The organism is Streptomyces sp. NPDC006208 (assembly GCF_040613775.1).
Lineage (GTDB): Bacteria > Actinomycetota > Actinomycetes > Streptomycetales > Streptomycetaceae > Streptomyces.
Genome location: NZ_JBEXSW010000049.1, coordinates 48118 through 67332, shown reverse-complemented (window position 1 = coordinate 67332; position 19215 = coordinate 48118). Strand labels below are relative to the sequence as shown.

The window sequence follows — 19215 nt, the reverse complement described above, 5'->3', positions numbered from 1 at the left end:
TTTGTGGTGTTCAGTTTTGTGATATACATTACTCCCCAAACCCGCGGGGGGGCCCGAACACCGGCCCCCCCCCCCCACGGGGCGATGCGGAAACCGCCGCTCGCCCGGATTGTCAGCGGCCCGCGCCCCTCAGGCAGTCACGGCTGCGTCTTGGTCCACCGACAGTGCACCTGTCGGCGTTCCGTCCTCCCCGTGCAGATGGACCGGCAGGGACTGGTAGCCCTGGAGCGGGATCGACGTCAGGCGGGCAGGCTCCGAGGCCAGCTTGAGGTCGGGATAGCGGCGCAGGAGTGCGCGAAGCGCGATCTCCGTTTCCAGCTTGGCCAGCCGCGCTCCCAGGCAGTAGTGCGCACCGAACCCGAAAGCAACATGCTCTCGGCTCGTGGTTCTCGCGATGTCGAATGCGTCGGGGTGCTCGTGTCGGCCCGGGTCCCGCCCGGCCGGTACGAGGCTGGCGAGGACGGCCTCCCCCTTGGCAACCCGGACGCCTGCGATCTCTGTGTCCTTCATCGCGTACCGCAGGAGGGCGTGACGCACGGGAGGGGAGTAACGCAGGCCCTCCTCAACCACATTGGCCCAGGTCTCACCGTCCTCGGCGCCCAGGGCGGCCGCCAGCATGACCGGGTTCCGCAGGAGGGCGTGGAGCGTGTTGGTGATCGAGTTGATCGTGGTTTCGTGCCCTGCGATCAGCATCAGGAACAGGGTCTCGACCAGTTCCTGCTCGCTGAGATGGGTTCCGTCGTCGCCGGCCTGGATCAATGCGGTGGTGAGATCGTCCCCGGGATCGGTGCGCTTCCAGTCGATGAGCGCCGACAGGGAGCTGTAGATGTCTGCCACGGCCAGCCGGATGTCATCGTCCCCGATGGCGCCCTTCTGGGGCGTGACGAGGCGATCGAAGCGGCTGCGCAGCTCGCCGACAGCCGAGTCCGGTACTCCCAGGACATGGCAGATGACGGTCACAGGCAGCGGGAATGCGAAGTGTTCCCGCAGGTCGACGGGGCTCCCAGCGCTGCTCGTGGCCGCCAACCGGTCCAGCAGCCCCTCAGCTGTCTGCTCGATGCGGGGCCTCAGTGCCTCGATGGGCGCCCGCGCGAAGCCGGAGCTCACCAACTGCCTCAGCCTGCGGTGATCGGCGCCGTCCATGTGGAGCATTCCAGCACCACGCACCAGGGCGATCAGTTCCCAGTCGTCCGCTATCCGGCCGTCGGCGAGCGAGGGCCAGCAAGCGGGATCCTTCGTCAGGTCCTCATGACCGAGAGCCCGCTGCGCCGTTGCGAGGTCTGTGGCTGCCCAAGCCGGCACCGCGCCAGGCAGTTCCACCGCTACCAGCTGTCCGAGTGCGCGGAGCTGCTCAGCCTCCTCCATGGGGTCAGTATGGGGATCGAGGGGGAAGAGCTTGCGGTTCGTCAGGTCCACGGACACTCCAGTGTTGAGACAGAAAGACTCGGACAGAGGCACGACACCAAGCAGGTTCCGACTCGAAGTCTGCCAATTTGCGCCACAGCCAAACGAGCGTTGAGGCGGCGGCCCCACCGCGGGTCCTCATGCCACACCGGGTAGATCAGGCACGCCATGTCGGCAGTCCGGAACTTCAGGCGAGCGGGCGCAGCGACACGGTACAGACGTCCGACCAACCTCGAACCGTGCCTGCTCTGCAGCAGCGCGCTCATCCACGCTCACGTCGGCACAGTCGCCTATGCTGCTCCGACTCCCTCTGGCACGGGGTCGAGAACGTTCCGCACGTCGGTGCGCTACCGCGGAACGCTGGGCACGCCGTGACGGACCCTTGGAGGGACCGCTCGCCGTTTTCGGCGCGATGCTCATGGATCTCTGGACTCTCGTCCATGCCTCCCCCACCGATGGACGGGAACCCGCCAGTGGCCCCTTTTGTGTCGCTGGCCCGACAATGTCTCGAAGCCAAGGGATTCCTCGACGCCTCCACCGCGCAGGCGGCCTATCGGCCGGCATGGGCCTCACTGACAGCCGAGAGCCCTGACCTCAACCGCGCACCGTACTGACCGGCGACTTTCGAACCCATCGAACCTGCGGCGTCACGAACCCGAAGAGCGAACCGCGATACTTGAGGCGTCGGGTGGTGATCCGGGTGCTGGATTTGCAATCATGGGCGGCATGATCGTGAGCACCCGGCCGGTGACGCTTGACGACGTACGGGCCATCGGCGAACTGCTGCGTGCCAACCGCGAGTTCCTGCTGCCGTTCGAACCGGCCCGGCCCGACGACTATTTCTCACCCCGGGGGCAGGAGCCCGTGATCCGGACCGCGCTGGAGCGGTACGCCGCGGGCATCACCGTGCCGCACGTCATCCTCGTCGACGACCGGATTGTCGGGCGGATCAACCTCAACGACATCGTGCGCGGTCCGTTCCTCAATGCTCACCTGGGCTACTGGGTGAGTCAGGCGGACAACGGCCGGGGCGTGGCCACCGCGGCCGTGCGGCACATGGCGCGGGTGGCGTTCGAGGAGGAGGGGCTGCACCGCATCCAGTCGGGGACGATGCTGCACAACGTTGCGTCGCAGAAGGTGCTGGAACGCAACGGGTTCATCCGCTTCGGCGTGGCCGAGAAGTATCTGAAGATCGCCGGCAAGTGGGAGGACCACGTGCTGTTCCAGTTGCTGGCCGATGACGAAGGTGAGAGCGACCCGCAGTAGGCGCCACTTCAGGCGTCGCGTGGTGTGCCCGGTGATCCTTGCGTCGCAGTCGGTGCAGCGGCGGTTCTCGCTGTAGCCGCTTGTCCAGGAGTTGGTGCGCTCGACCACCCTGCGTTTGCCCCATCAGGGACCGTGGGAGTCCGCCGGAGTGCCGGAACGGGCTCAGAGGTGGGTGGCTACCAAGCTCCGCCAGCGGCTGGCCGGGGACGGCGCCGAGTTGGAGGTCTTGACGGTGTTCGCCGACGGGCCGTACAAGACCATGGTCGTCCAGTACACGCCCGCACCCTGAAAGCGGTCCGCCCGGGCCGCACGGTGTGATGCCCTGGTGGTCTCAGATGTCGAGGCTGCCGGGGCGCCTTAGGTCCGCCTGGACGCGCACGCTCACGCCCGGCTCGCCGGGCCGACTCGTGCCGGTAGCGGCCCACCACAAGGCGCTTCGCCGGCGGCGCCGGCACACGAATGTATGGCGGCCGGGAATTCGGCGCCAACGGCACCAGCAGTATCCTCTTGACGCCAGGTCAGAAATCCTCAACAATCTCTGCTGTGGGGAAGATTCCGGCTGCTCCGGAAAGCGAGAGGGAACGGTTCGAAGAGGCATCGATGGCTTGATGGTTCTTCATATTTCGTGCTACACTGGGGACATGAAGTAGAAAGCAAGATGGAGCGCCGAAGGGTGCAGCCTTCAGGCGTACCCATGCCCGGGCGAGTCAAGGGACTCGGACCGGGCTTTTCTTTACCAAAAAACGGATGAAGTCAACCGAGACGAGGGCGGTACATGGCCGGTCAGGCAAGCAGGACAGAGGTGCTCTGCATGGAGAGCATGCAGGTAGATGGCTCAATCACAGGTCGGCTACGCGGGGTGTTGCGGCAGGTGGCCTCGGCAGGAGGTGGGGTTCCCGGTTCGCTCGATGTCGCACTGCTCAACTATCGAGCGAACCGCATGAGGTTTGCTGGTTATGTTGTTGGATTGATAACGGCAATTGTTGCTGCAGTAGGCATTGGAAACATTCATTTCAACCTGAGCGTCAACGTCAACTCGCCCACTGTCAAGCATGTGGAGTATGCGCCAGTGGTGCAATGCTGTCAGCCGCATTGTGAAGGCCTGGAATTGAGGTCCACCTGAATCCTTGAGCCTTGTGTTGTTCATCGTCGAAGCGAATGCTCTCGGCGACTTTTTTATGCTCTGCTCCAGGAGGCCACATCTCCGCGGCGACAGGCTGCCCCGCAGCGACGGAACCCGTGCGACGGGTTTGCGTGCAGGCCGGTGCCGGCGGCCTTGCGGCGGAGAGCCGTCAGGGCGCAAGAGGCTGCGCCCTCAGGGGCGATGTTGCCTCTCGGACGCGCTCCGCGTGTGAAACAGGCGTCGGTGCGCGCCGCCGGAACGTACTGCCCGCGGTCAGGAATCAAGGCTGCCGGGGGGCGTCCGCCGGCGTGGACTCGCGCGCTCATGCCCGGCTCGCCGGGCCGTCGGGGGACGGGGCTGGTGCCGGAGGTGGCCCAGCACTGCTCGAGTTCGTGCATGACGGCCTGTGCGGTCGCTTCGTCGGCGGCGGTGAGTTCGTGGACGACGAGGCCCGGGTGCGAGGTTCGGCGCGGGGGTGGCAGTTCGCTTGGACGGGCGACGTCTGAACTCCTTCGGAATGTGGGGCGTTGACGGCTGCGGCTGGGGCAGACGGTCGGTGAGGGCTCCTGCCGTGTCCCCCCGTCGCGGCAGGAGCCCCATGCGCTGTGTTGTGTGAAGCGCCCCAGGCGTGCGAAGGAACGGTCAGAACGGCCGTGACCGACATCGGTGCCGCCGTCCGCGCCGATGCGCCGGACAGCGCAACCGGTCGTGCGCCGGAGCGCACCAACGGTTGCTGCTGATCAGCAAGGGATGGGCGCAGCGGTCCAGGGCCACGTCCGCCACGTATATGTGTGCTTCGGTTCCGGTGGTAGGCGGAGCGGTTGCGTCAGTCTTGAACGCGTTCAACTCTGCGATAGATTCGTGCCACACACCTAGGGGAGCCTGATGAAGATAGTGATACCCGGGGGAACCGGGCAGGTAGGCACAATCCTGAATCGCGCGCTGACCGCCGCAGGCCATGAGGTTGCGGTCCTGACCAGACGGCCGGTGCGCGACCGTGAAGTCCTCTGGGACGGCGAGACCCTGGGTCCGTGGGCGGAGGAGATCAACGGCAGCGACATCGTGGTCAACCTGGCCGGACGCAGCGTCAGCTGCCGTTACACCGCGGCCAATCTGCAGGCCATGATGGATTCACGCGTGCACTCCGCACGGGTTGTGGGTGAGGCGATCGCAGCCGCCGCGCGGCCTCCCCGGGTCTGGTTGCAGATGAGCACTGCCACTGTCTACTCCCACCGCTTCGACGCGCCCAACGACGAGGCGACCGGCGTGCTCGGCGGCACTGAAACCGGCGTCCCGGGCTACTGGGCCTACAGCGTCGAGATCGCAAAAGCGTGGGAGCGGGCGCAGGAACGAGCCCAAACCCCGCACACGCGCAAAGTCGCCCTGCGCTCTGCCATGGTGATGAGTCCCGATCGCGGCGGCGTCTTCGACGTCTTGCTGCGGCTGGCGCGGCTCGGCCTTGGCGGCCCGGTTGCGGGCGGCGCGCAGTACGTGTCCTGGATTCACGACCGCGACTTCGTCCGCGCCGTTGAGTTCCTGGCCGACCGGGACGACCTCGTCGGGCCGGTGAACCTTGCCGCTCCCGTTCCTTTGCCGCAACGCGCGTTCATGCGCGCGCTGCGCGCCGCATGGGGTGTTCCGGTTGGCCTGCCCGCAACGAAGTGGATGGCCGAGCTCGGCGCGTTCGCGCTGCGTTCGGACACCGAACTCCTGTTGAAAAGCCGCCGCGTCGTGCCCGGCCGCCTGCTCGAGGCGGGTTTCGCCTTCGACCACGCCCAGTGGCCGGAGGCCGCCGACGACCTCGTGCGGCGCGTGCGCGGCGGGCCCCGAGTGGGCCAGCCGGCTTCCGGCTCCCAGTAGGTCCCGCCACCGTGAGTTGTACTCGTGCACGGCACAGCAGGCATTGTGCAACGACGGCCGGGCCGGCCACGTTCACCGTCGCTGCCACGGGACTTGCCGTTGATGTCTCCGCCCTGCCTTGATCAGGAGTTGCACCGAACGACCTGCAATCCTCACCGTGGCCGGCCCCTGATAGGTTCCAGGCCTTGATCCGCCGCTAGGACTGGGGAGGGGGCTCCGTGGCCCGGGTGCCGTCATGGTTGCGCATGCCGTTGTTCATAGGGCTGCCGCTCGTATTGATCGTCACCGGGGTGGTGCTCTTCTTCGGTGCCGACGATTCGGGTGGCCATTCAGCGGCGAATCAGGCGCAGTTGAAACGTGCCTGTGCGGGGCTGCTGCCGTACGAGGAGCTACGGGGCCTCGTGCCCGACGAAGTTGCGGGCGAAGTGAGCCAGTACGGCACGATGCTCCAGCCCGATGAGGACAGCCGCTCCCTGGTCAACTGCTCTCTTACCTGGCCGGGGCACGGGTCGGTCCGGGTGCGGGCCGTCGCGCTCATCTCCCGGATGCCGATGACGCTTCGGGCCGAGGACATCCTGCCCGGCGGTGACGAGGACGGGTACGAGGCGCCCGGGGTCACCGGCAGGGTCGGCAAGGACGGGAGGACGTGGGTCGTCGCCGAGTGCCCCAACGGGCTCGAAGGGCGGGCGCGCGAGGTGTCCGGGATGTATGTCACCGCGGCTGTCGATCTGCCCGTGCCTGGCAAGGGGAAGCGGGCCGAGTATCTCGCGGACTTTCGTACCGCAGTCCAGGTCGCCAACGGGATCACCACGGCTCAGAAATGCGGTGGCTCCCCGCTGAAGATGCCGTCGCAGGTCATCGACACCTATGAGGCCCACGTCACCACGGACGCGGACGGGGGCAACATGAGGGTCGTGAAGATCGACGAGCCGGGCCTGGGAGTGAAGAAGTGCCGTGGGCTCGGCAAGCGCGCAGGCTTCCCCGGCAAGTGGACCGCGAGCGGGGACCTGCAGGACTCACGGCTGCTGAGCGTCTGTGACGCCACCATCCTCGACCGCAAGGACCCGATGGAGACCGAGCCGACACCATCCGACGGTGCGGTCGTCGACGTCTCGGCGGCGAGTTGGGCCGGGCCGCTCAGCGAGTCCGCGAGCGGCCAGTACCACTACACCGGTGACAGCTTCGCCTTCCGCGAGGGATCGCGGACCACGGTCATCCCCGACTCGGAGCCGCACGAACTCGCCCTGTGGGCGCGGTCGGAGTGCGCCGCAGGGAGCACCTACCACCGTGTCAACGTCCGCACGGAGACGTTCAGCCTCAGTGCGCACACGCTCAGCGAGGCACAGCGGACCACGTTCTCGAAGGACGCCCGCAAGCTGATGGACAGCTATCTCGCCGACCCCGACGGCTGGCCCATGCAGCAGCGGTGCCATGACACCAAGATCCTTGGAGAGGTGGAGGGATGGCAGTGAGGCGGATCGTCCTGCGGACGCTCGCGGCCCTGGCGGCGACGGCCGTTGCCGTCGCCGGCTATCTCCTGGTGCACGGCGACTTCCAGCGCTGGAGCGACGAGTCGGCTCTCGACGGTGCCTGCGACGGCCTGCTCGACCGGAACACGGTGCGCAGCGTCCTCGGCCCGGGAGCCGTCGAGGTCGAGCACGAAAGACGCGATGCGGGCCTGGTGGGCTGCGAGGTGCACGTCCACGACGGCGGCACCGCCGAGATCCGTGTCCTCGACACCACACACGTCGGACAGTCCTTCGACTCCCTCTACACGGGCCCGCCCGGAGCGAGCGCGCTCTCCGTGCCGGTCGGCCATGGATGGACGGGGCTCTTCGGGGCCGACCCGGACACCCTCGGAGCGGACACGGACCCCTTCAGGGCCGACGAGGACGAGAAGGTGACCACAAGTCTGGTCCTTGCGTGCACCAAGGCAAGCAGCGCCAAGGGCATGTCCGTCACCGTCGAGACCACGCTCGACAAGACGCTGGACGACCCGGCGAACCGGCCGGAGTTCGCCAGGATCGCGACCTCCACCGCGGCGAAGGCGTCGAAGACCCGGCACTGCGGAGCCAAGCTCGGAAAGCCCGTCCTCAGCCTCGACCTGCCGGTGAACGAGGACGAGTACAAGCCGCTCGGCACAGCCGACGGAACCTGCTCCGACGTCCCCGCCGCGCGCGGTGTGGCCATCGCCACCGAGACCGCCCGCGGCGGCGCCCCGCACGAAACCTGCCGGCTCGCTGACACCGGCCTCAGGACGCGCTACGTACTCGCAGCCAACTACGGTCCCTATGCGCAAGAGCAGTTGCTCGGTTACGAGAATGAGCAGATTGACGACACGCCGAACGCTGACACACCCGTGCACCACCGGGACCCTGACGGCCTGATGAGCTGGACGACGGCCAAGTGCCTGGACGGCCGAGCACTGTTCACCCTCCATCCCGCCCATGACAGGGGCGAGGACCGCAAGTATCCGAGGAGCGAAGCAGACCTCGCCTACGAACGTGCCGCACTCAAGACATTCGCTGAGCGCTCGGCGAAAGCCCACGGCTGCTCCGCCCCCGTCACCCGTTGACGGCGCCCCCGATCGTGAGGGCCGCTTCAGCGGCCCGCACGCCGGGAGGCACAGGGTGTTGCACACAGGCAGAGTGCGTTCCGTGCCGAGCCGCGTGATCGCCACCGGATGAGGGGGCCGGCCCAATCCAGGACGTGTCCGTCTATGGAGTCGTCCTGCCCACCAGCACCTCGAGCGGCACCTGGCACAGCCGCTTGAGCCGGTCTTGCCGGCGGCACGCGACCGCGAGGTAGGACCTGTGCGAGCCGGGCCATCGACTCGGCCGCGGTGTGCGTGAGCTCGCCGATGTCCGGCGCCTTGACCGCGGCGCGGCCGGCGAGCCGTCCGGGCCGGGGCCGGGTGGCGGTCCGGCGAGGACACGGTGCGTCCCCGCCGGACCGGCCAGGTGACGGATCAGGGAAGGTAGTTGTTGCTGAAGGCGTCGGTGGCGGTCACCGGCTTGTCCAGCAGACCCTGCTCCTTCATGAACTTCGCCATCCTGGTCCAGGTTGCCGGATCGTTGTGACCTGGCTTGCCGGAGGCCGGCGGCTTCATCAGCGGCGTGGTGGCCTTGAGGACCGCGAGCGCGGAGTCCTGCTGCTTCTGGTTGTTCATCCCCGGTATGTAGGTCTTGCTGATCTCCACCGCCTCGTCGGGGTGCTCCAGCGTGTACTGCACACCGCGGAGGGTGGCCGCGACGAACTTGCGCACCTCGTCGCCGCGCTGGTCCAGCGTCTTCTCCGCGGCGCCGAGCCCGGCCGCGACCAGCGGGAGCGCCGTCGTGCCGGCAGTGCCCTCCACCGGGCGGACCTCGATGCCCGCCTGCTGGAACTGGACGGCGTCGTTGTTGCGGTAGCCCATGACCGCGTCCACCTTCTTGCCGGCCAGTGCGGCCTGCTGGGTGAAGCCGATGTGCTGGACCTTCACATCCTTGGTGGTGAGCCCGCCGGCCTTCAGCTGCGCGAGCAGACCGAAGTAGGTTTCGCCGTACGGGCCCGGAGTGCCGATGCGGCGGCCGCGCAGGTCCTTGACCGTTCGGATCGGGGAGTCCTCGGGCACCAGCATCGCCACCGGGTAGGTGTGGTAGAGAGTCGCGACGTCCACCACCGGCATGCCCTTGGACCGCGCCTGCAGCATTTCGTCGCCACCGGCGTAGACCACGTCCTCCTTGCCGGCCGTCATGCCCCCGAAGAGGTCGTCGGTGAAGCTGTGGTGACGCAGGTTCACCTTGAGTCCGGCGTCCTTGTAGAAGCCCTTGCTCTCGGCCACGTAGAAGGGGGCGAACTGGATGTTCGGGATGTAGGTGAGGCCGACCGTGATGCTCTTGCCGCTCTTGCCGTCCGCGGGCTTCGAGGCGGTGGGGTCCGTGGCGCAGGCCGGTAGCACGGCGCTGCCCGTCAGGACCAGGGCGAGAGCCCCCACGGATCGTCTGCTGATCTTTCGCATGCGCATTCGCGTCCTGTTCGTGTCGTGTCGTGCGTTGTCATAGGGCGTCATGGCTTTTTGAACAGCACCGCAGGCGGGGCGGCGCTAGCGGTCGACCGCCAGCTCGGCCAGGCGCACCGCGCCGTAGGTGACGGCGGCCAGCAGTGTGAGGGTCAGCAGCGTGACGAACAGTCCGGTGGAGTCCGCCTGGCCGCGCTGGACGGCGAGCAGCTGGCCGAGCCCCTCGCCGCCCATGACGAACTCGCCCACCACCGCCCCCGTGATCGACAGGGTGCAGCCGGTACGGACTCCGGCGAGGATGCTCGGCAGGGCAAGCGGGAACTCGATGTGCCGCAGCATTCCCCAGCGGCCGACGCCGTCGACCCTGGCCGCATTCAGCACCTCGGGGTCCAGTTCCCGCAGGCCGAGCACGGTGTTCACGAGCATCGGGAAGAAGACCATCAGTGCGCAGAGGATGGCGATCGGCAGCAGTCCGTACCCGGCCCAGAGGGCGAGCAGCGGTGCGAGTGCCACGGCGGGCACCGCCTGCGAGGCGGCGATGTACGGCTGCAGGGCCTTGGCGGCGAGCGGGCTGCGGGCCATCAGGTATCCGAGCGGAAGGGCGGCCGCGATGCCCAGGCCGCTGCCGGCCGCGCTCTCCACGACGGTCTGCCAGGTGTAGTCGAGCAGCCCGCCCTGTGCCACCGCGTCGGCGAATCCCCGGGCGACCGTGCCCGGCGCGGGCAGGAAGAAGGCCGACACTGTTCCCGTCCTGGTGACCGCCTCCCAGGCACCGAGCAGCAACGCGCCGAACACCAGCGGCGGTAGCACGGCGCCCGTCCGGCCCCTCGGTCGTCCGGCCGGGGCGGGCGCGGCAGCCGCTCGTGCGGGTCGGTCGGCCGTGGCGGCTGCCGCCGTGGTCCGCGGGGCCGCGGTCGTGGTCTTCGGCTGTGGCACTGCTGCTCCTTTCGTCTCCCCTGCGGTGGGGCGGTCGGTTCTGCGGGCTGCGCCGGCCCGGCCGTCGATGTGAGCTCATGGCTCCAGGCGGCGCAGCAGGAGCGTCGTGCCGCAGATGGCCACGGCTCCCGCGGCGAGGGCCAGCCAGCCGGCGGTGGTGCCGGTCATCGTCACGACCGCGATGCCCACGGGCGGCCCTGCCGCCGTACCGGCACTCCAGGCGAGTGAGGACAGCGCGCTGCCCCGGCCGAGCGAGGCCGGGCCGGACAGGCGTACCAGCAGAGGAAAGAATGCCGAGGAGTACGCGATCTCGCCGAGCGCGAAGAGGGTGGCGAACGCGGCCAGCAGGGCCGTCCTCGCGGCGCCGGTGCCGGAGGCTGCGGCCAGTGCGCCGGCGCCGAACGCCGCGCACCACAGCAGCGGCGCCGCCATCAGCGCGCTGGTCTCCGCGACCCGTTCGCAGCGCGCGCCGACTGGATGCTGGAGCAGCAGCAGCGCGAAGGCGTTGCCGGCAGTCACCATGCTGACCCCGGTCAGACCGATGCCCATGCCGTGATGCAGCAGCAGCGGGACGGTGGCCTCGATCTGAGTGAAGCCTGCCGCGGCGAACAGGGCCTGACCGAGGAGCAGCAGTACCAGCGGACGGCTGCGGACCAGAGCGCGGTAGCTGTCGCCCCCCGGAGCCGGTGACCCGGGTGACGGCTTGGCCGGCCGGGCGCGGTGCATCCGATGCGCCACGAGGAAGACCAGGGCCAGCGGCACCGAGCCGGCCGCGCCCGCCTCGTACAGCTGCCGCAGTGTCCCGGTCGAGCGGGCGGCGCCGGCGAGCAGCAGACCACCGCAGGTGGCGCCCGCTCCCATGCCGACGTTGGTCATGACATGGCGCAGGACGAAGGCCCGGCGTTGCAGGGCGGTTGGGACCAGGGCGCTGACGACGCCGGTGATCGCCGCGTACTGCAGGCCGTAGCCGATGCCCGCGAGCACGCCCGATGCGGTCACGGGTGCGATGCCGTGGGCGGCGCCCAGCAGCGCGTAGGCGAGCACGAGCGAGAACGTGCCGACGGCTCCGACCGCCGCCGCGCTGCCGCGGTCGGCCCGGGGGCCGCCGATCACCGCGGCGGCGCACCCGGCGACGGCCATGGCGACGAAGTAGCTGCTCGCGCCCGCAACGCCCAGTCCGAGCTGGTCGCTGATGAAGATGCTGGTCAGCGGGAACACCAGGCCGATGCCGGCGCTGGACACCAGCAGACCCGCCATCAGCGCGTGGAACAGCCCGCCGAGGCGCTCAGGCGCAGGCCCGGCGTCCGCCGCCGACAGCCCGGCCCGGCCGACTCGCCGGGCCGGGCTCACTGCGCGGCCAACGCGTCACGCAGGCGCAGGAGTTCGCGGACCGGGGCGAGGTCGAACGGACCGGGGACCGAGACGATGATCTCCGTGGCGCCTGCCGCCGCGAAGTCCCCGGCCAGTCCGGTCTGCGGGGTGTCGATCATGACGGTACGGCCGATCTCGCGGGGATCGCGGCCGACCCGCTCGCACCACTGGTCGAGCAGGCCGTTGCGGCGGCGGAACTCGGCCACCGGGTCGGTGGAGTCCCAGCCGTACCAGTTCCACAGGTCGGCGTGCCGCGCGACGGCCGCCAGTGTGCGCTTCTCGCCACCGCCGCCGATCAGCAGCGGCAGCGGACCGGGCGGTGCCGGGTTGAGGCGGCCCAGACGCTCACGGATGGCCGTCACCGATGCTTCGAAGGCGTCGACCCGGGCGCCCGGGCCGGGGAAGGGGTAGCCGTACTCCTGGTGCTCCTGCTCGAACCAGCCGGCGCCCACACCGAGCACCAGTCGGCCGCCGCTGAGCAGATCGACGGTGCGCGCCTGGTCGGCCAGCAAGTGCGGGTTGCGGTAGGCGGTGCAGGTCACGAGGGAACCGATGGTCGCATGCCGGGTCTCGACGGCCATGGCGGCCAGCAGCGTCCAGCACTCGTAGTGGCGGCCATGGGGATCGCCGGTATGGGGTATGAAGTGGTCCCATGTCCACAGCGAGTCGACACCGAGGTCGTCGGCGGCGCGCCAGGCGGCGCGCAGGTCGGGCAGGTCGCAGTGCTGTGGGTGGAGCTGGGCGCCGATCCGGAGGGCGGGGCGGCTGGTGGGGGAGGTGGTCATCGGGTGTCTCCTGGTACGGCCGTGCCGGGCTTGGCGGGTGGGGATCGGGCGGCGCGGGTCAGCGCGGCTCGACGAAGACCCGGTACACCGGCGATCGGGAGCTCTCGGCCAGCGCCTTCTCCACGTCATCCAGTTCGTGGCGGGAAGTGATCAACGGCGTCAGCCGGCTCGCGAGCACGCCGCTGCGCAGCAGCGCGGCGGCAGTACGCCAGTCGGCGGGCTCCTGGCTGTAGGAGCCGGTGACGGTGAGCTGGCGGCGGTGCACCTCGTAGCCGGGCAGCACGGCGTCCGGGGTGTCGTGCGAGCCGCCGAACAGGACGATCCGGGCCCCGTCGGCGGCCGCCCGGAACGCCGTGGCAATCGCCTCGGGGGAAGCGATGGTGACGAACACGACGTCGGCGGACGGCAGTTCGCGGGCATTCTGCGGGGTCACCGCCTGGTCGGCACCGGCCGCGAGGGCGGCCTGCCGGCGCTCGGCGTCGGTCTCCACGACCGTGACCGACCGGGCCTGCTCATGCTGGGCGAGCAGCAGATGGAGACGTCCCATGAACCCGGCGCCCACCACGGCGACCCGGTCGCCGGGCCGGAACGCGGCCCTGCGGAAGGAGTGCACGACACAGGCGAGCGGCTCGCCCATCGCGGCGTGCACGGGGTCGGCGTCACCGACCGGCCAGGCGTGCGCGGCCGGCACCCGGACGTACTCGGACAGGCCCGCGCCCATGCTGATGCTGCCGTCCGGCAGCAGGCTGCCCTGCGGCGACGCGCAGACGGCGCTGTCGCCGGCGCGGCAGTTGCGGCAGGTGCCGCAGCGGGTGAGCAGGTCGACGGTGACCAGGTCGCCCACGGCGGGCGCGTCCTCGAGGGCGGCGGCACGCGCACCGACCCGCTCGATGCGGCCGGACACCTCGTGCCCGGCGGCGACCGGGTAGACGGGCATCTCGCCGGTGTAGAGCTTGGCCTCCATGGTGCACAGGCCGCAGGCCGCGATCCTGACGAGCACGTCGTCCTCGCCGATCTCGGGGACCGGGGTGTCACTCATCTCCACCGAGCCGGGGGAGGTAACCAACGCGATGCGCATCGGTCCTGGTTCCTTTCGTCGTGCTGTGCTGTGAGGGGCGTTCCGAGGACCGCCGGGGAGTGCAACGGGGCTGCCTGAACGCCCGGCGGCGCGGAGTGCGGGCGGCTTCGCTCGCCGGCAGGACTCCAACCGGCCTGCGATGCAGGGGAGTTCCCTGTGCGGCGCACGCCGGAGACAGCTCGGGACCGCGCGGTCAGCGAGCGGTCGGGGCACCCGTCCACACGGGAGGTGTCTCCCAGCCGGCAGGGGGCTGCCACTGCGCCCAGTCCTGGTCCCACCAAGGCGTGTTCCGGTCGAGCAGTTCGGCGACCCGGTCACCTTCGGCGCGCACCGCGGCTGCCTGCTCGGGCGTGAAGCCGCCGCTGCGGGCGCGGTGCTCGAACTCGTCCACGTCCTTCCAGCGGTACGGCCCTCCGTCGGCGGGGACCCAGAGGTCGAGTTCGTGGTCCAGGGTGTCGAAGCCCGCCGCGGTCCTGCGGTACGGGTCCTGGAAGTTGATGTACCACCCGGCGAACTCGTCGGTCGCGTCGTCCCGGAAGACCCAGACGGCGTAGGCGTCGCCGGGGCGTTGGAGCTGGAGGACGCCGCGGCTGCGCCAGTGGTCGGCCACGTCGCGCCAGGGGTGGGGACCCCAGGTGAAGTCCCCGTCACCGAAGGAGAGCCGGGTGCCGCGCGCCAGATGCACCGCGAGCAGGTCGGACCGGTCGGCGACCACCCGGACCGGGTAGCTCAGCCACGTCCGTCCGTCGAGGACCTCCCGGCGCAGGACGGTCGTGCCGGGTGCGAACCGGCCGGGCTCCGGGGTCCCGGCTTCGTCATCGGTGGGCACGGCTGCGCGTAGCGCGCCCTCGGAATTGTTGCGCATTGAAGTATTGCTCCCCCGTATTCACCGATCCGGCATTACGCGGACCCGAAATGCCCCTTTGCCGGAGAGGCGCCGAACTCACCCGCCCGTCCCTTGTCCACTGAAGCGGGCAACTGGTGCCGGTCTGACCTGTACTGACGGGTAGTTAGTGGCGTCCGGATCGTAGGCACAGCCTCGAGGCGTTGGCAACTCCTTTCGAGCGGCGCGTCGTTCACCCGCCGACCGGCGCGTGATGCAGGCCACAGTGACTCGATTTTGCCGATGCCTTGTCAAGATCACGTGGAGTGTGCAAGGTTGACGAAAGTTAATACGAACGTTTGCGCACTCCGGGGTCGGTGCAATTCCGAACCGGCGGTTACAGTCCGCGACCCGACCGCCTCCAGCGGCCGGTTGACCAGGTGAAATTCCTGGACCGACGGTGAAAGTCCGGAAGGGAGGCAGTGCGCGGCGAGCAGGGTCGTTCCCGATCGCTGTGGAAGTTCCGCACGTCCTCACGGGGGCTGCGGCGCCCGACGGGAAGAGTCACGTGTCCTTACGCTCGCCCGTGTCCCAGGCCCCGGAAGTCCGCGCCGCCAGCGCGAGGAGAGACTTCGATGGGCCATTTGCCGGGCAGTGCCACTGCCGGCGTGCAGCCCCGCCCGACCGGTCGTAGTGCCGTGTGCCGGGCGCGTGTGGCCCGCTTGGTCGACCGCGCGCCCCGACCTTGCTTCCACCGAACGCTAGGACCACGGGCATGACCACTACCGAATCGATACCGTCTCCCGTCGCCGGGGACACTCGGCCGCTCGATCCGATCGACCACGCGGTCGCGGAGATCGCCGCGGGCCGGGCGGTCGTCGTCGTCGACGACGAGAACCGCGAGAACGAGGGCGACATCGTCTTCGCAGCCGAGCTGGCCACCCCTGAGCTGGTCGCATTCGCCATGACCGAGTGCCGGGGCCTGCTCTGCGCCCCGATGCCGGGAGGCGATCTGGACCGGCTGGAGCTGGATCAGATGGTCCCCCGCAACACTGAGAGCCACCGCACCGCCTTCACGGTCTCCGTCGACGCCGCCGCCGGCATCAGCACCGGGATCTCCGCCGCGGACCGGGCGCTGACCCTCCGTCTGCTGGCCGACCGCAAGCGTTCGCCCGACGACTTCGTGCGGCCCGGGCACATCTTCCCGCTGCGGGCGCGTGAAGGCGGCGTGCTGGTGCGGCCCGGTCACACCGAGGCCGGTGTGGATCTGTGCCGGCTCGCCGGGCTGCGCCCGGCGGCGGCCGTCTGTGAGATCGCCAACTCCGACGGCACCATGGCGCGGCTCCCGGAGCTGCGCGACTTCGCGCAGCGTCACGGGCTTGCGCTGATCTCCATCGCCGCCCTGATCGACCATCTGCGGCGGATCGAGGGGTCGGCTCCCGTGCGAGCGGCTCGGCCGGGAGCGGCCCTGGGCTGATCGGCGGGGGAGCACCACGGGGGAAGGACCACGGGCCCGGCAGGCCCGCAGCTCTTTGAAGGGCATTTGCCGGGCCCCGTTCCGCCGTGCCCAGAATTGCGAATACTAATGAATTCGCCAAGAGTTCCCGCAGGCTTTGACATTGCGCCTGCGGTCATCCAATACTCGAAAATGACCACGAGTCAGGGGGAGGAACGGGCATGCTCGAACAGGGCGCTATAGAAATACTCAGAGGAATTTGGGAAGAGGTACTCGGCATTCCGGTCGACGATGTCGACGCCGATTTCTTCGACCTCGGCGGCGATTCGCTGCTGGCGCTGGCGATTTCCACCCGCGCCATCGAGTCCGGCCTTGCGATGCCGCGGTCCGCAGTTCTGCGCCGCAGCACGCTCCGCGAGCTGGCCGAAGCGGTCAAGGATCCCCAGCTGTTCGAACGGGTCTGACCGATGGCCATCGTCGTCGTCTACGACCAGGGCGCGGCCTCGCCACGTGAGATCATCGGCCGGCTGGGCACATCGGAGCCCGTGGTGGTGGTACTCGCGGACTCCGGGCACGCCCGCCAGGTCCGCCCGCTCCTGGAGGAGAACTGCGCTGCTCTTGTGCCGCTGGCCGACGGTGACGACGCGGTCGCCGCCCGACTGCGCGCCGTTGGGGCAAAAGGCATCCTGACCTTCAGCGAACGCATGCTCACCGACACCGCGTTACTCGCGGAACGGCTCGATCTTCCGTTCAACACCCCGCAAACCGTCGAGCGGTTGACCGACAAGGCTGTTCAACGGCGTCGGCTGCACGAGGCCGGCGTGGACGCCGTCCGCAGCGCGGTCGTCACCACCGCCGGACAATGGCCGGACGCACTGGCACACGTGGGGCTGCCCGCCGTGGTCAAACCGGTGCGCGGCGAAGGCAGCCGGAACACGGTCCGGGTGACGGACGCCGACCGCGGCGCCGCCGTGACCGGGGAGTTCTTGCGCGGCGAACCGGCTCTGGTGGTCGAGGAGTTCCTCGAAGGAGCCGACTGGGCCCCCTTCGGCGACTACGTCTCCGTGGAGAGCGCCGTCACCCCTGATGGCACGTGTCACTTCGCCGTGACGGGCAAGCTGCCGCTGGCACCTCCCTTCCGGGAATCGGGTCAGTTCTGGCCCGCGCCCCTCCCGCCGGAGCAAGAGGCCGAGGTGGTCGCTCTGGCCGATGGCGCACTGCGCGCACTGGGCGTCACCCACGGCCTGGTCCACACCGAGATCAAGCTGACGCCCGCCGGGCCCCGCCTGATCGAGGTCAACGGACGGCTCGGCGGGGACCAGACCGACCTGGCCATGCGTGCCGCGGGGCTCGATCTCGTCGCCCTGGCGGGCGAGCTGGCCCTGGGACGCAGCGTCCCGTTGACCCCCGTACGTCCGGAGCGGGTCCACTTCCAGTACTACACACCCGGACCCACCTCCGGCGGCCTGCTGGAACGTGTCGACGGCGCCGCGGCGGTGCGGGCACTGCCCGGGATCACCGCCTACCGCCACACTGTGCGGCCCGGCACCCTGCTCGCCGGCGGCACCGGCACCGCACTCCTCGACATCACATGCGGCTCGGCCGACGACCACGAGGGCATGATCGCGCTGGTGGAGCAGGCGGTTGGCCATCTCGCGTACGAGTTCACCGTCGACGGGCGGCGCGTCCTGCGGACCGCCCGGGACCTGCTCGTCAACCCGTAGAACGGGCCCGGTTCCTTCGGACCCGTCCGCCGCGGGCCCGTCCCCGCCCGGCGAACGGCGTTGCGACCAACCCGTTCCGATGTTCCGTCATATCCATTCCGTCATCGACCCTGGAAGGCTCATGCCTAGCCTCAGCGCGGCCGCAACCGGGTTCCTGAAGGATCTCGTCCCGGCGCCCGGCGCCGAGCGCCGGATGGGTGTCCTCACGCTCGCCCAGTCGCTCGGCACCGGCCTCTTCCTGACGTCCGGCGCCATCTTCTTCACCAGGACCGTCGGCCTGTCCGCCGAGAGCGTCTCGGTCGCCATGTCCGTGGCCGGCCTCTGCGGGTTCCTCGCCACCGTCCCGGGCGGCAAGGTCGCGGACCGGTTCGGCGCGCGCCGGCCACTGGCGGCGAGCTATTTCCTGCTGGCCGTACTCTTCGTCGGCTACGCTTTCGTCGACGGCATCGCCACGTTCGCGGCCATCGCGTGCGCCATCGCCGTGTGCGAGACGGTCGGCAGCCCGCTGCGCGCGGCCCTCACCCACGCCCTGTTCGGCTCCGCCAGGTCAGCGAATGTCCGGGCCAGGATGCGCAGTCTGTTCAACCTCGGCTTCACCGGCGGAGCGGGGCTGGCCGGAGTCGCGCTCGCCACCGACTCGCGGACCGCTTTCGTCCTGGTGGTGATCGTCAACGCGGCGCTGCAGTTCGCCTGTGGCATCGTCGCGCTTCGACTGCGGCCGAGTGGTCCCGAGGTGGTGCCGGCCACAAAGGGGCGGTCCTGGGCGGCCTTCCGGGACGGCAGGTTCCTGCTCGCCACCGTGCTCACCGGGATCCTCGAGCTGTTCCAGCCCGTGCTCGCCGTGGGCGTACCGTTGTGGATCGTCAACCGCACCGACGCGCCGGTCGCCCTGGTGGCCGTGCTGACCGTGGTCAACACCGTCCTGGTCGTGCTGCTCCAGGTCGCCGTCGGCAAGGGGTCGGACACCGTGTCCGGCTCCGGCCGCCTGTTGCTGCGGGCCGGCCTGCTGATGGCGATCGCCTGCTGCCTGTTCGCCGGGTCGGGCGGCACCACGACCACCTGGGCCGTCGTCCTCCTGATCGCCGGCACGGTCGTGATGACCATCGGCGAGCTTGCCCAGTCCGCCGGCGGCTGGGGTCTGTCCTTCACCCTTCCGCCCGAGGGCCGGATGGGCGAGTACCAGGGGGTGTTCGGCCTCGGCCGAGGCCTCCAGCAGTTCTTCGGACCCGCCCTCGTCATCATGCTCCCGCTCGGCATGGGGACCGCCGGCTGGCTGCTGCTGGCCGCCGTGTTCCTGGTTTCCGGTCTCATCGCCATGTGGGCCTTCGCCTCTGACAAACCGTCAGATGAGTATCCGAGCCCTGCCCCCACACCTTCACCGTAGGAGCA

General features: G+C 69.5%; 16 protein-coding genes, 1 pseudogene and 1 riboswitch. Of the genes and pseudogenes, 9 read left to right on the top strand and 8 right to left on the bottom strand.

Features of this window, described 5'->3' with window-relative positions:
* Positions 1 to 129 precede the first annotated feature (129 nt).
* Positions 130 to 1365: a cytochrome P450 gene (locus ABZ208_RS31890; protein WP_356912931.1), complete on the bottom strand. Its 1236-nt coding sequence runs from the start codon at positions 1363 to 1365 to the stop codon at positions 130 to 132.
* A 765-nt stretch (positions 1366 to 2130) separates the two neighbouring features.
* On the opposite strand from ABZ208_RS31890, the gene ABZ208_RS31885 reads away from it, so the two are divergent.
* On the top strand, positions 2131 to 2670 hold the full coding sequence (locus tag ABZ208_RS31885; RefSeq protein ID WP_356912930.1) for a GNAT family protein: 540 nt from the start codon (positions 2131 to 2133) through the stop codon (positions 2668 to 2670).
* An 811-nt stretch (positions 2671 to 3481) separates the two neighbouring features.
* Positions 3482 to 3793 (top strand): hypothetical protein, encoded by a 312-nt coding sequence (locus tag ABZ208_RS31880; protein ID WP_356912929.1) that lies wholly within the window; start codon positions 3482 to 3484, stop codon positions 3791 to 3793.
* A gap of 53 nt (positions 3794 to 3846) precedes the next feature.
* On the opposite strand, the gene ABZ208_RS31875 is transcribed toward ABZ208_RS31880, so the two are convergent.
* A complete protein-coding gene (locus tag ABZ208_RS31875; protein ID WP_356912934.1) occupies positions 3847 to 4275 on the bottom strand; it encodes a DUF6207 family protein in 429 nt (142 codons plus the stop codon).
* A gap of 403 nt (positions 4276 to 4678) precedes the next feature.
* Between ABZ208_RS31875 and ABZ208_RS31870 the strand changes: the two genes are divergently transcribed.
* The 3 genes from ABZ208_RS31870 (at position 4679) to ABZ208_RS31860 (ending at position 8228) form a co-directional block, all read left to right on the top strand.
* Entirely contained in the window at positions 4679 to 5653 is a 975-nt protein-coding gene (locus tag ABZ208_RS31870; protein WP_356912928.1) for a TIGR01777 family oxidoreductase, read from the top strand.
* Between the two features lie 245 nt (positions 5654 to 5898).
* Positions 5899 to 7125 (top strand): hypothetical protein, encoded by a 1227-nt coding sequence (locus ABZ208_RS31865; RefSeq protein WP_356912927.1) that lies wholly within the window; start codon positions 5899 to 5901, stop codon positions 7123 to 7125.
* Positions 7116 to 8228 carry a hypothetical protein gene (locus ABZ208_RS31860; protein ID WP_356912926.1) on the top strand — a complete coding sequence of 371 codons (1113 nt, stop codon included), beginning with the start codon at positions 7116 to 7118 and terminating at the stop codon, positions 8226 to 8228. Before ABZ208_RS31865 ends, ABZ208_RS31860 begins: the two co-directional genes overlap by 10 nt.
* A gap of 393 nt (positions 8229 to 8621) precedes the next feature.
* On the opposite strand, the gene ABZ208_RS31855 is transcribed toward ABZ208_RS31860, so the two are convergent.
* From ABZ208_RS31855 to ABZ208_RS31830, 6 genes are all read right to left on the bottom strand, one after another.
* The gene (locus ABZ208_RS31855) at positions 8622 to 9653 is read right to left on the bottom strand and encodes an ABC transporter substrate-binding protein (protein WP_356912925.1); all 1032 of its coding nucleotides are present in this window, start codon (positions 9651 to 9653) and stop codon (positions 8622 to 8624) included.
* An 84-nt stretch (positions 9654 to 9737) separates the two neighbouring features.
* Positions 9738 to 10322 carry an ABC transporter permease subunit gene (locus ABZ208_RS31850; RefSeq protein WP_356912933.1) on the bottom strand — a complete coding sequence of 195 codons (585 nt, stop codon included), beginning with the start codon at positions 10320 to 10322 and terminating at the stop codon, positions 9738 to 9740.
* A gap of 342 nt (positions 10323 to 10664) precedes the next feature.
* Positions 10665 to 11939: an MFS transporter gene (locus ABZ208_RS31845; protein ID WP_356912924.1), complete on the bottom strand. Its 1275-nt coding sequence runs from the start codon at positions 11937 to 11939 to the stop codon at positions 10665 to 10667.
* A complete protein-coding gene (locus ABZ208_RS31840; RefSeq protein WP_356912923.1) occupies positions 11936 to 12745 on the bottom strand; it encodes an LLM class F420-dependent oxidoreductase in 810 nt (269 codons plus the stop codon). The genes ABZ208_RS31845 and ABZ208_RS31840 overlap by 4 nt, the downstream gene beginning before the upstream one ends.
* Before the next feature lie 58 nt (positions 12746 to 12803).
* Positions 12804 to 13823 (bottom strand): alcohol dehydrogenase catalytic domain-containing protein, encoded by a 1020-nt coding sequence (locus ABZ208_RS31835; protein WP_356912922.1) that lies wholly within the window; start codon positions 13821 to 13823, stop codon positions 12804 to 12806.
* A gap of 193 nt (positions 13824 to 14016) precedes the next feature.
* Positions 14017 to 14688, bottom strand: a complete 672-nt coding sequence (locus ABZ208_RS31830) for a DUF402 domain-containing protein (RefSeq protein WP_356912921.1) — start codon at positions 14686 to 14688, stop codon at positions 14017 to 14019.
* Between the two features lie 317 nt (positions 14689 to 15005).
* A riboswitch (FMN riboswitch) is annotated at positions 15006 to 15136 on the top strand.
* A 285-nt stretch (positions 15137 to 15421) separates the two neighbouring features.
* On the opposite strand from ABZ208_RS31830, the pseudogene ribB reads away from it, so the two are divergent.
* The 4 genes and pseudogenes from ribB to ABZ208_RS31810 form a co-directional block, all read left to right on the top strand.
* Positions 15422 to 16066 (top strand): annotated as a pseudogene (ribB, locus tag ABZ208_RS31825) (3,4-dihydroxy-2-butanone-4-phosphate synthase); the annotation flags it as partial.
* Positions 16067 to 16323: 257 nt separating this feature from the next.
* Positions 16324 to 16566, top strand: a complete 243-nt coding sequence (locus tag ABZ208_RS31820) for a phosphopantetheine-binding protein (protein WP_356912920.1) — start codon at positions 16324 to 16326, stop codon at positions 16564 to 16566.
* Between the two features lie 3 nt (positions 16567 to 16569).
* On the top strand, positions 16570 to 17826 hold the full coding sequence (locus tag ABZ208_RS31815) for a hypothetical protein (RefSeq protein WP_356912919.1): 1257 nt from the start codon (positions 16570 to 16572) through the stop codon (positions 17824 to 17826).
* Positions 17827 to 17947: 121 nt separating this feature from the next.
* Positions 17948 to 19210: an MFS transporter gene (locus ABZ208_RS31810; protein ID WP_356912918.1), complete on the top strand. Its 1263-nt coding sequence runs from the start codon at positions 17948 to 17950 to the stop codon at positions 19208 to 19210.
* Positions 19211 to 19215: the final 5 nt, after the last annotated feature.

Coding starts and splice junctions, on each gene's coding strand:
- ABZ208_RS31890 (WP_356912931.1), bottom strand. CDS start 1,365: ATGGAGGAGGCTGAGCAGCTCCGCGCACTCGGACAGCTGGTAGCGGTG.
- ABZ208_RS31885 (WP_356912930.1), top strand. CDS start 2,131: ATGATCGTGAGCACCCGGCCGGTGACGCTTGACGACGTACGGGCCATC.
- ABZ208_RS31880 (WP_356912929.1), top strand. CDS start 3,482: ATGGAGAGCATGCAGGTAGATGGCTCAATCACAGGTCGGCTACGCGGG.
- ABZ208_RS31870 (WP_356912928.1), top strand. CDS start 4,679: ATGAAGATAGTGATACCCGGGGGAACCGGGCAGGTAGGCACAATCCTG.
- ABZ208_RS31865 (WP_356912927.1), top strand. CDS start 5,899: ATGCCGTTGTTCATAGGGCTGCCGCTCGTATTGATCGTCACCGGGGTG.
- ABZ208_RS31860 (WP_356912926.1), top strand. CDS start 7,116: ATGGCAGTGAGGCGGATCGTCCTGCGGACGCTCGCGGCCCTGGCGGCG.
- ABZ208_RS31855 (WP_356912925.1), bottom strand. CDS start 9,653: ATGCGAAAGATCAGCAGACGATCCGTGGGGGCTCTCGCCCTGGTCCTG.
- ABZ208_RS31840 (WP_356912923.1), bottom strand. CDS start 12,745: ATGACCACCTCCCCCACCAGCCGCCCCGCCCTCCGGATCGGCGCCCAG.
- ABZ208_RS31835 (WP_356912922.1), bottom strand. CDS start 13,823: ATGCGCATCGCGTTGGTTACCTCCCCCGGCTCGGTGGAGATGAGTGAC.
- ABZ208_RS31830 (WP_356912921.1), bottom strand. CDS start 14,688: ATGCGCAACAATTCCGAGGGCGCGCTACGCGCAGCCGTGCCCACCGAT.
- ABZ208_RS31820 (WP_356912920.1), top strand. CDS start 16,324: ATGCTCGAACAGGGCGCTATAGAAATACTCAGAGGAATTTGGGAAGAG.
- ABZ208_RS31815 (WP_356912919.1), top strand. CDS start 16,570: ATGGCCATCGTCGTCGTCTACGACCAGGGCGCGGCCTCGCCACGTGAG.
- ABZ208_RS31810 (WP_356912918.1), top strand. CDS start 17,948: ATGCCTAGCCTCAGCGCGGCCGCAACCGGGTTCCTGAAGGATCTCGTC.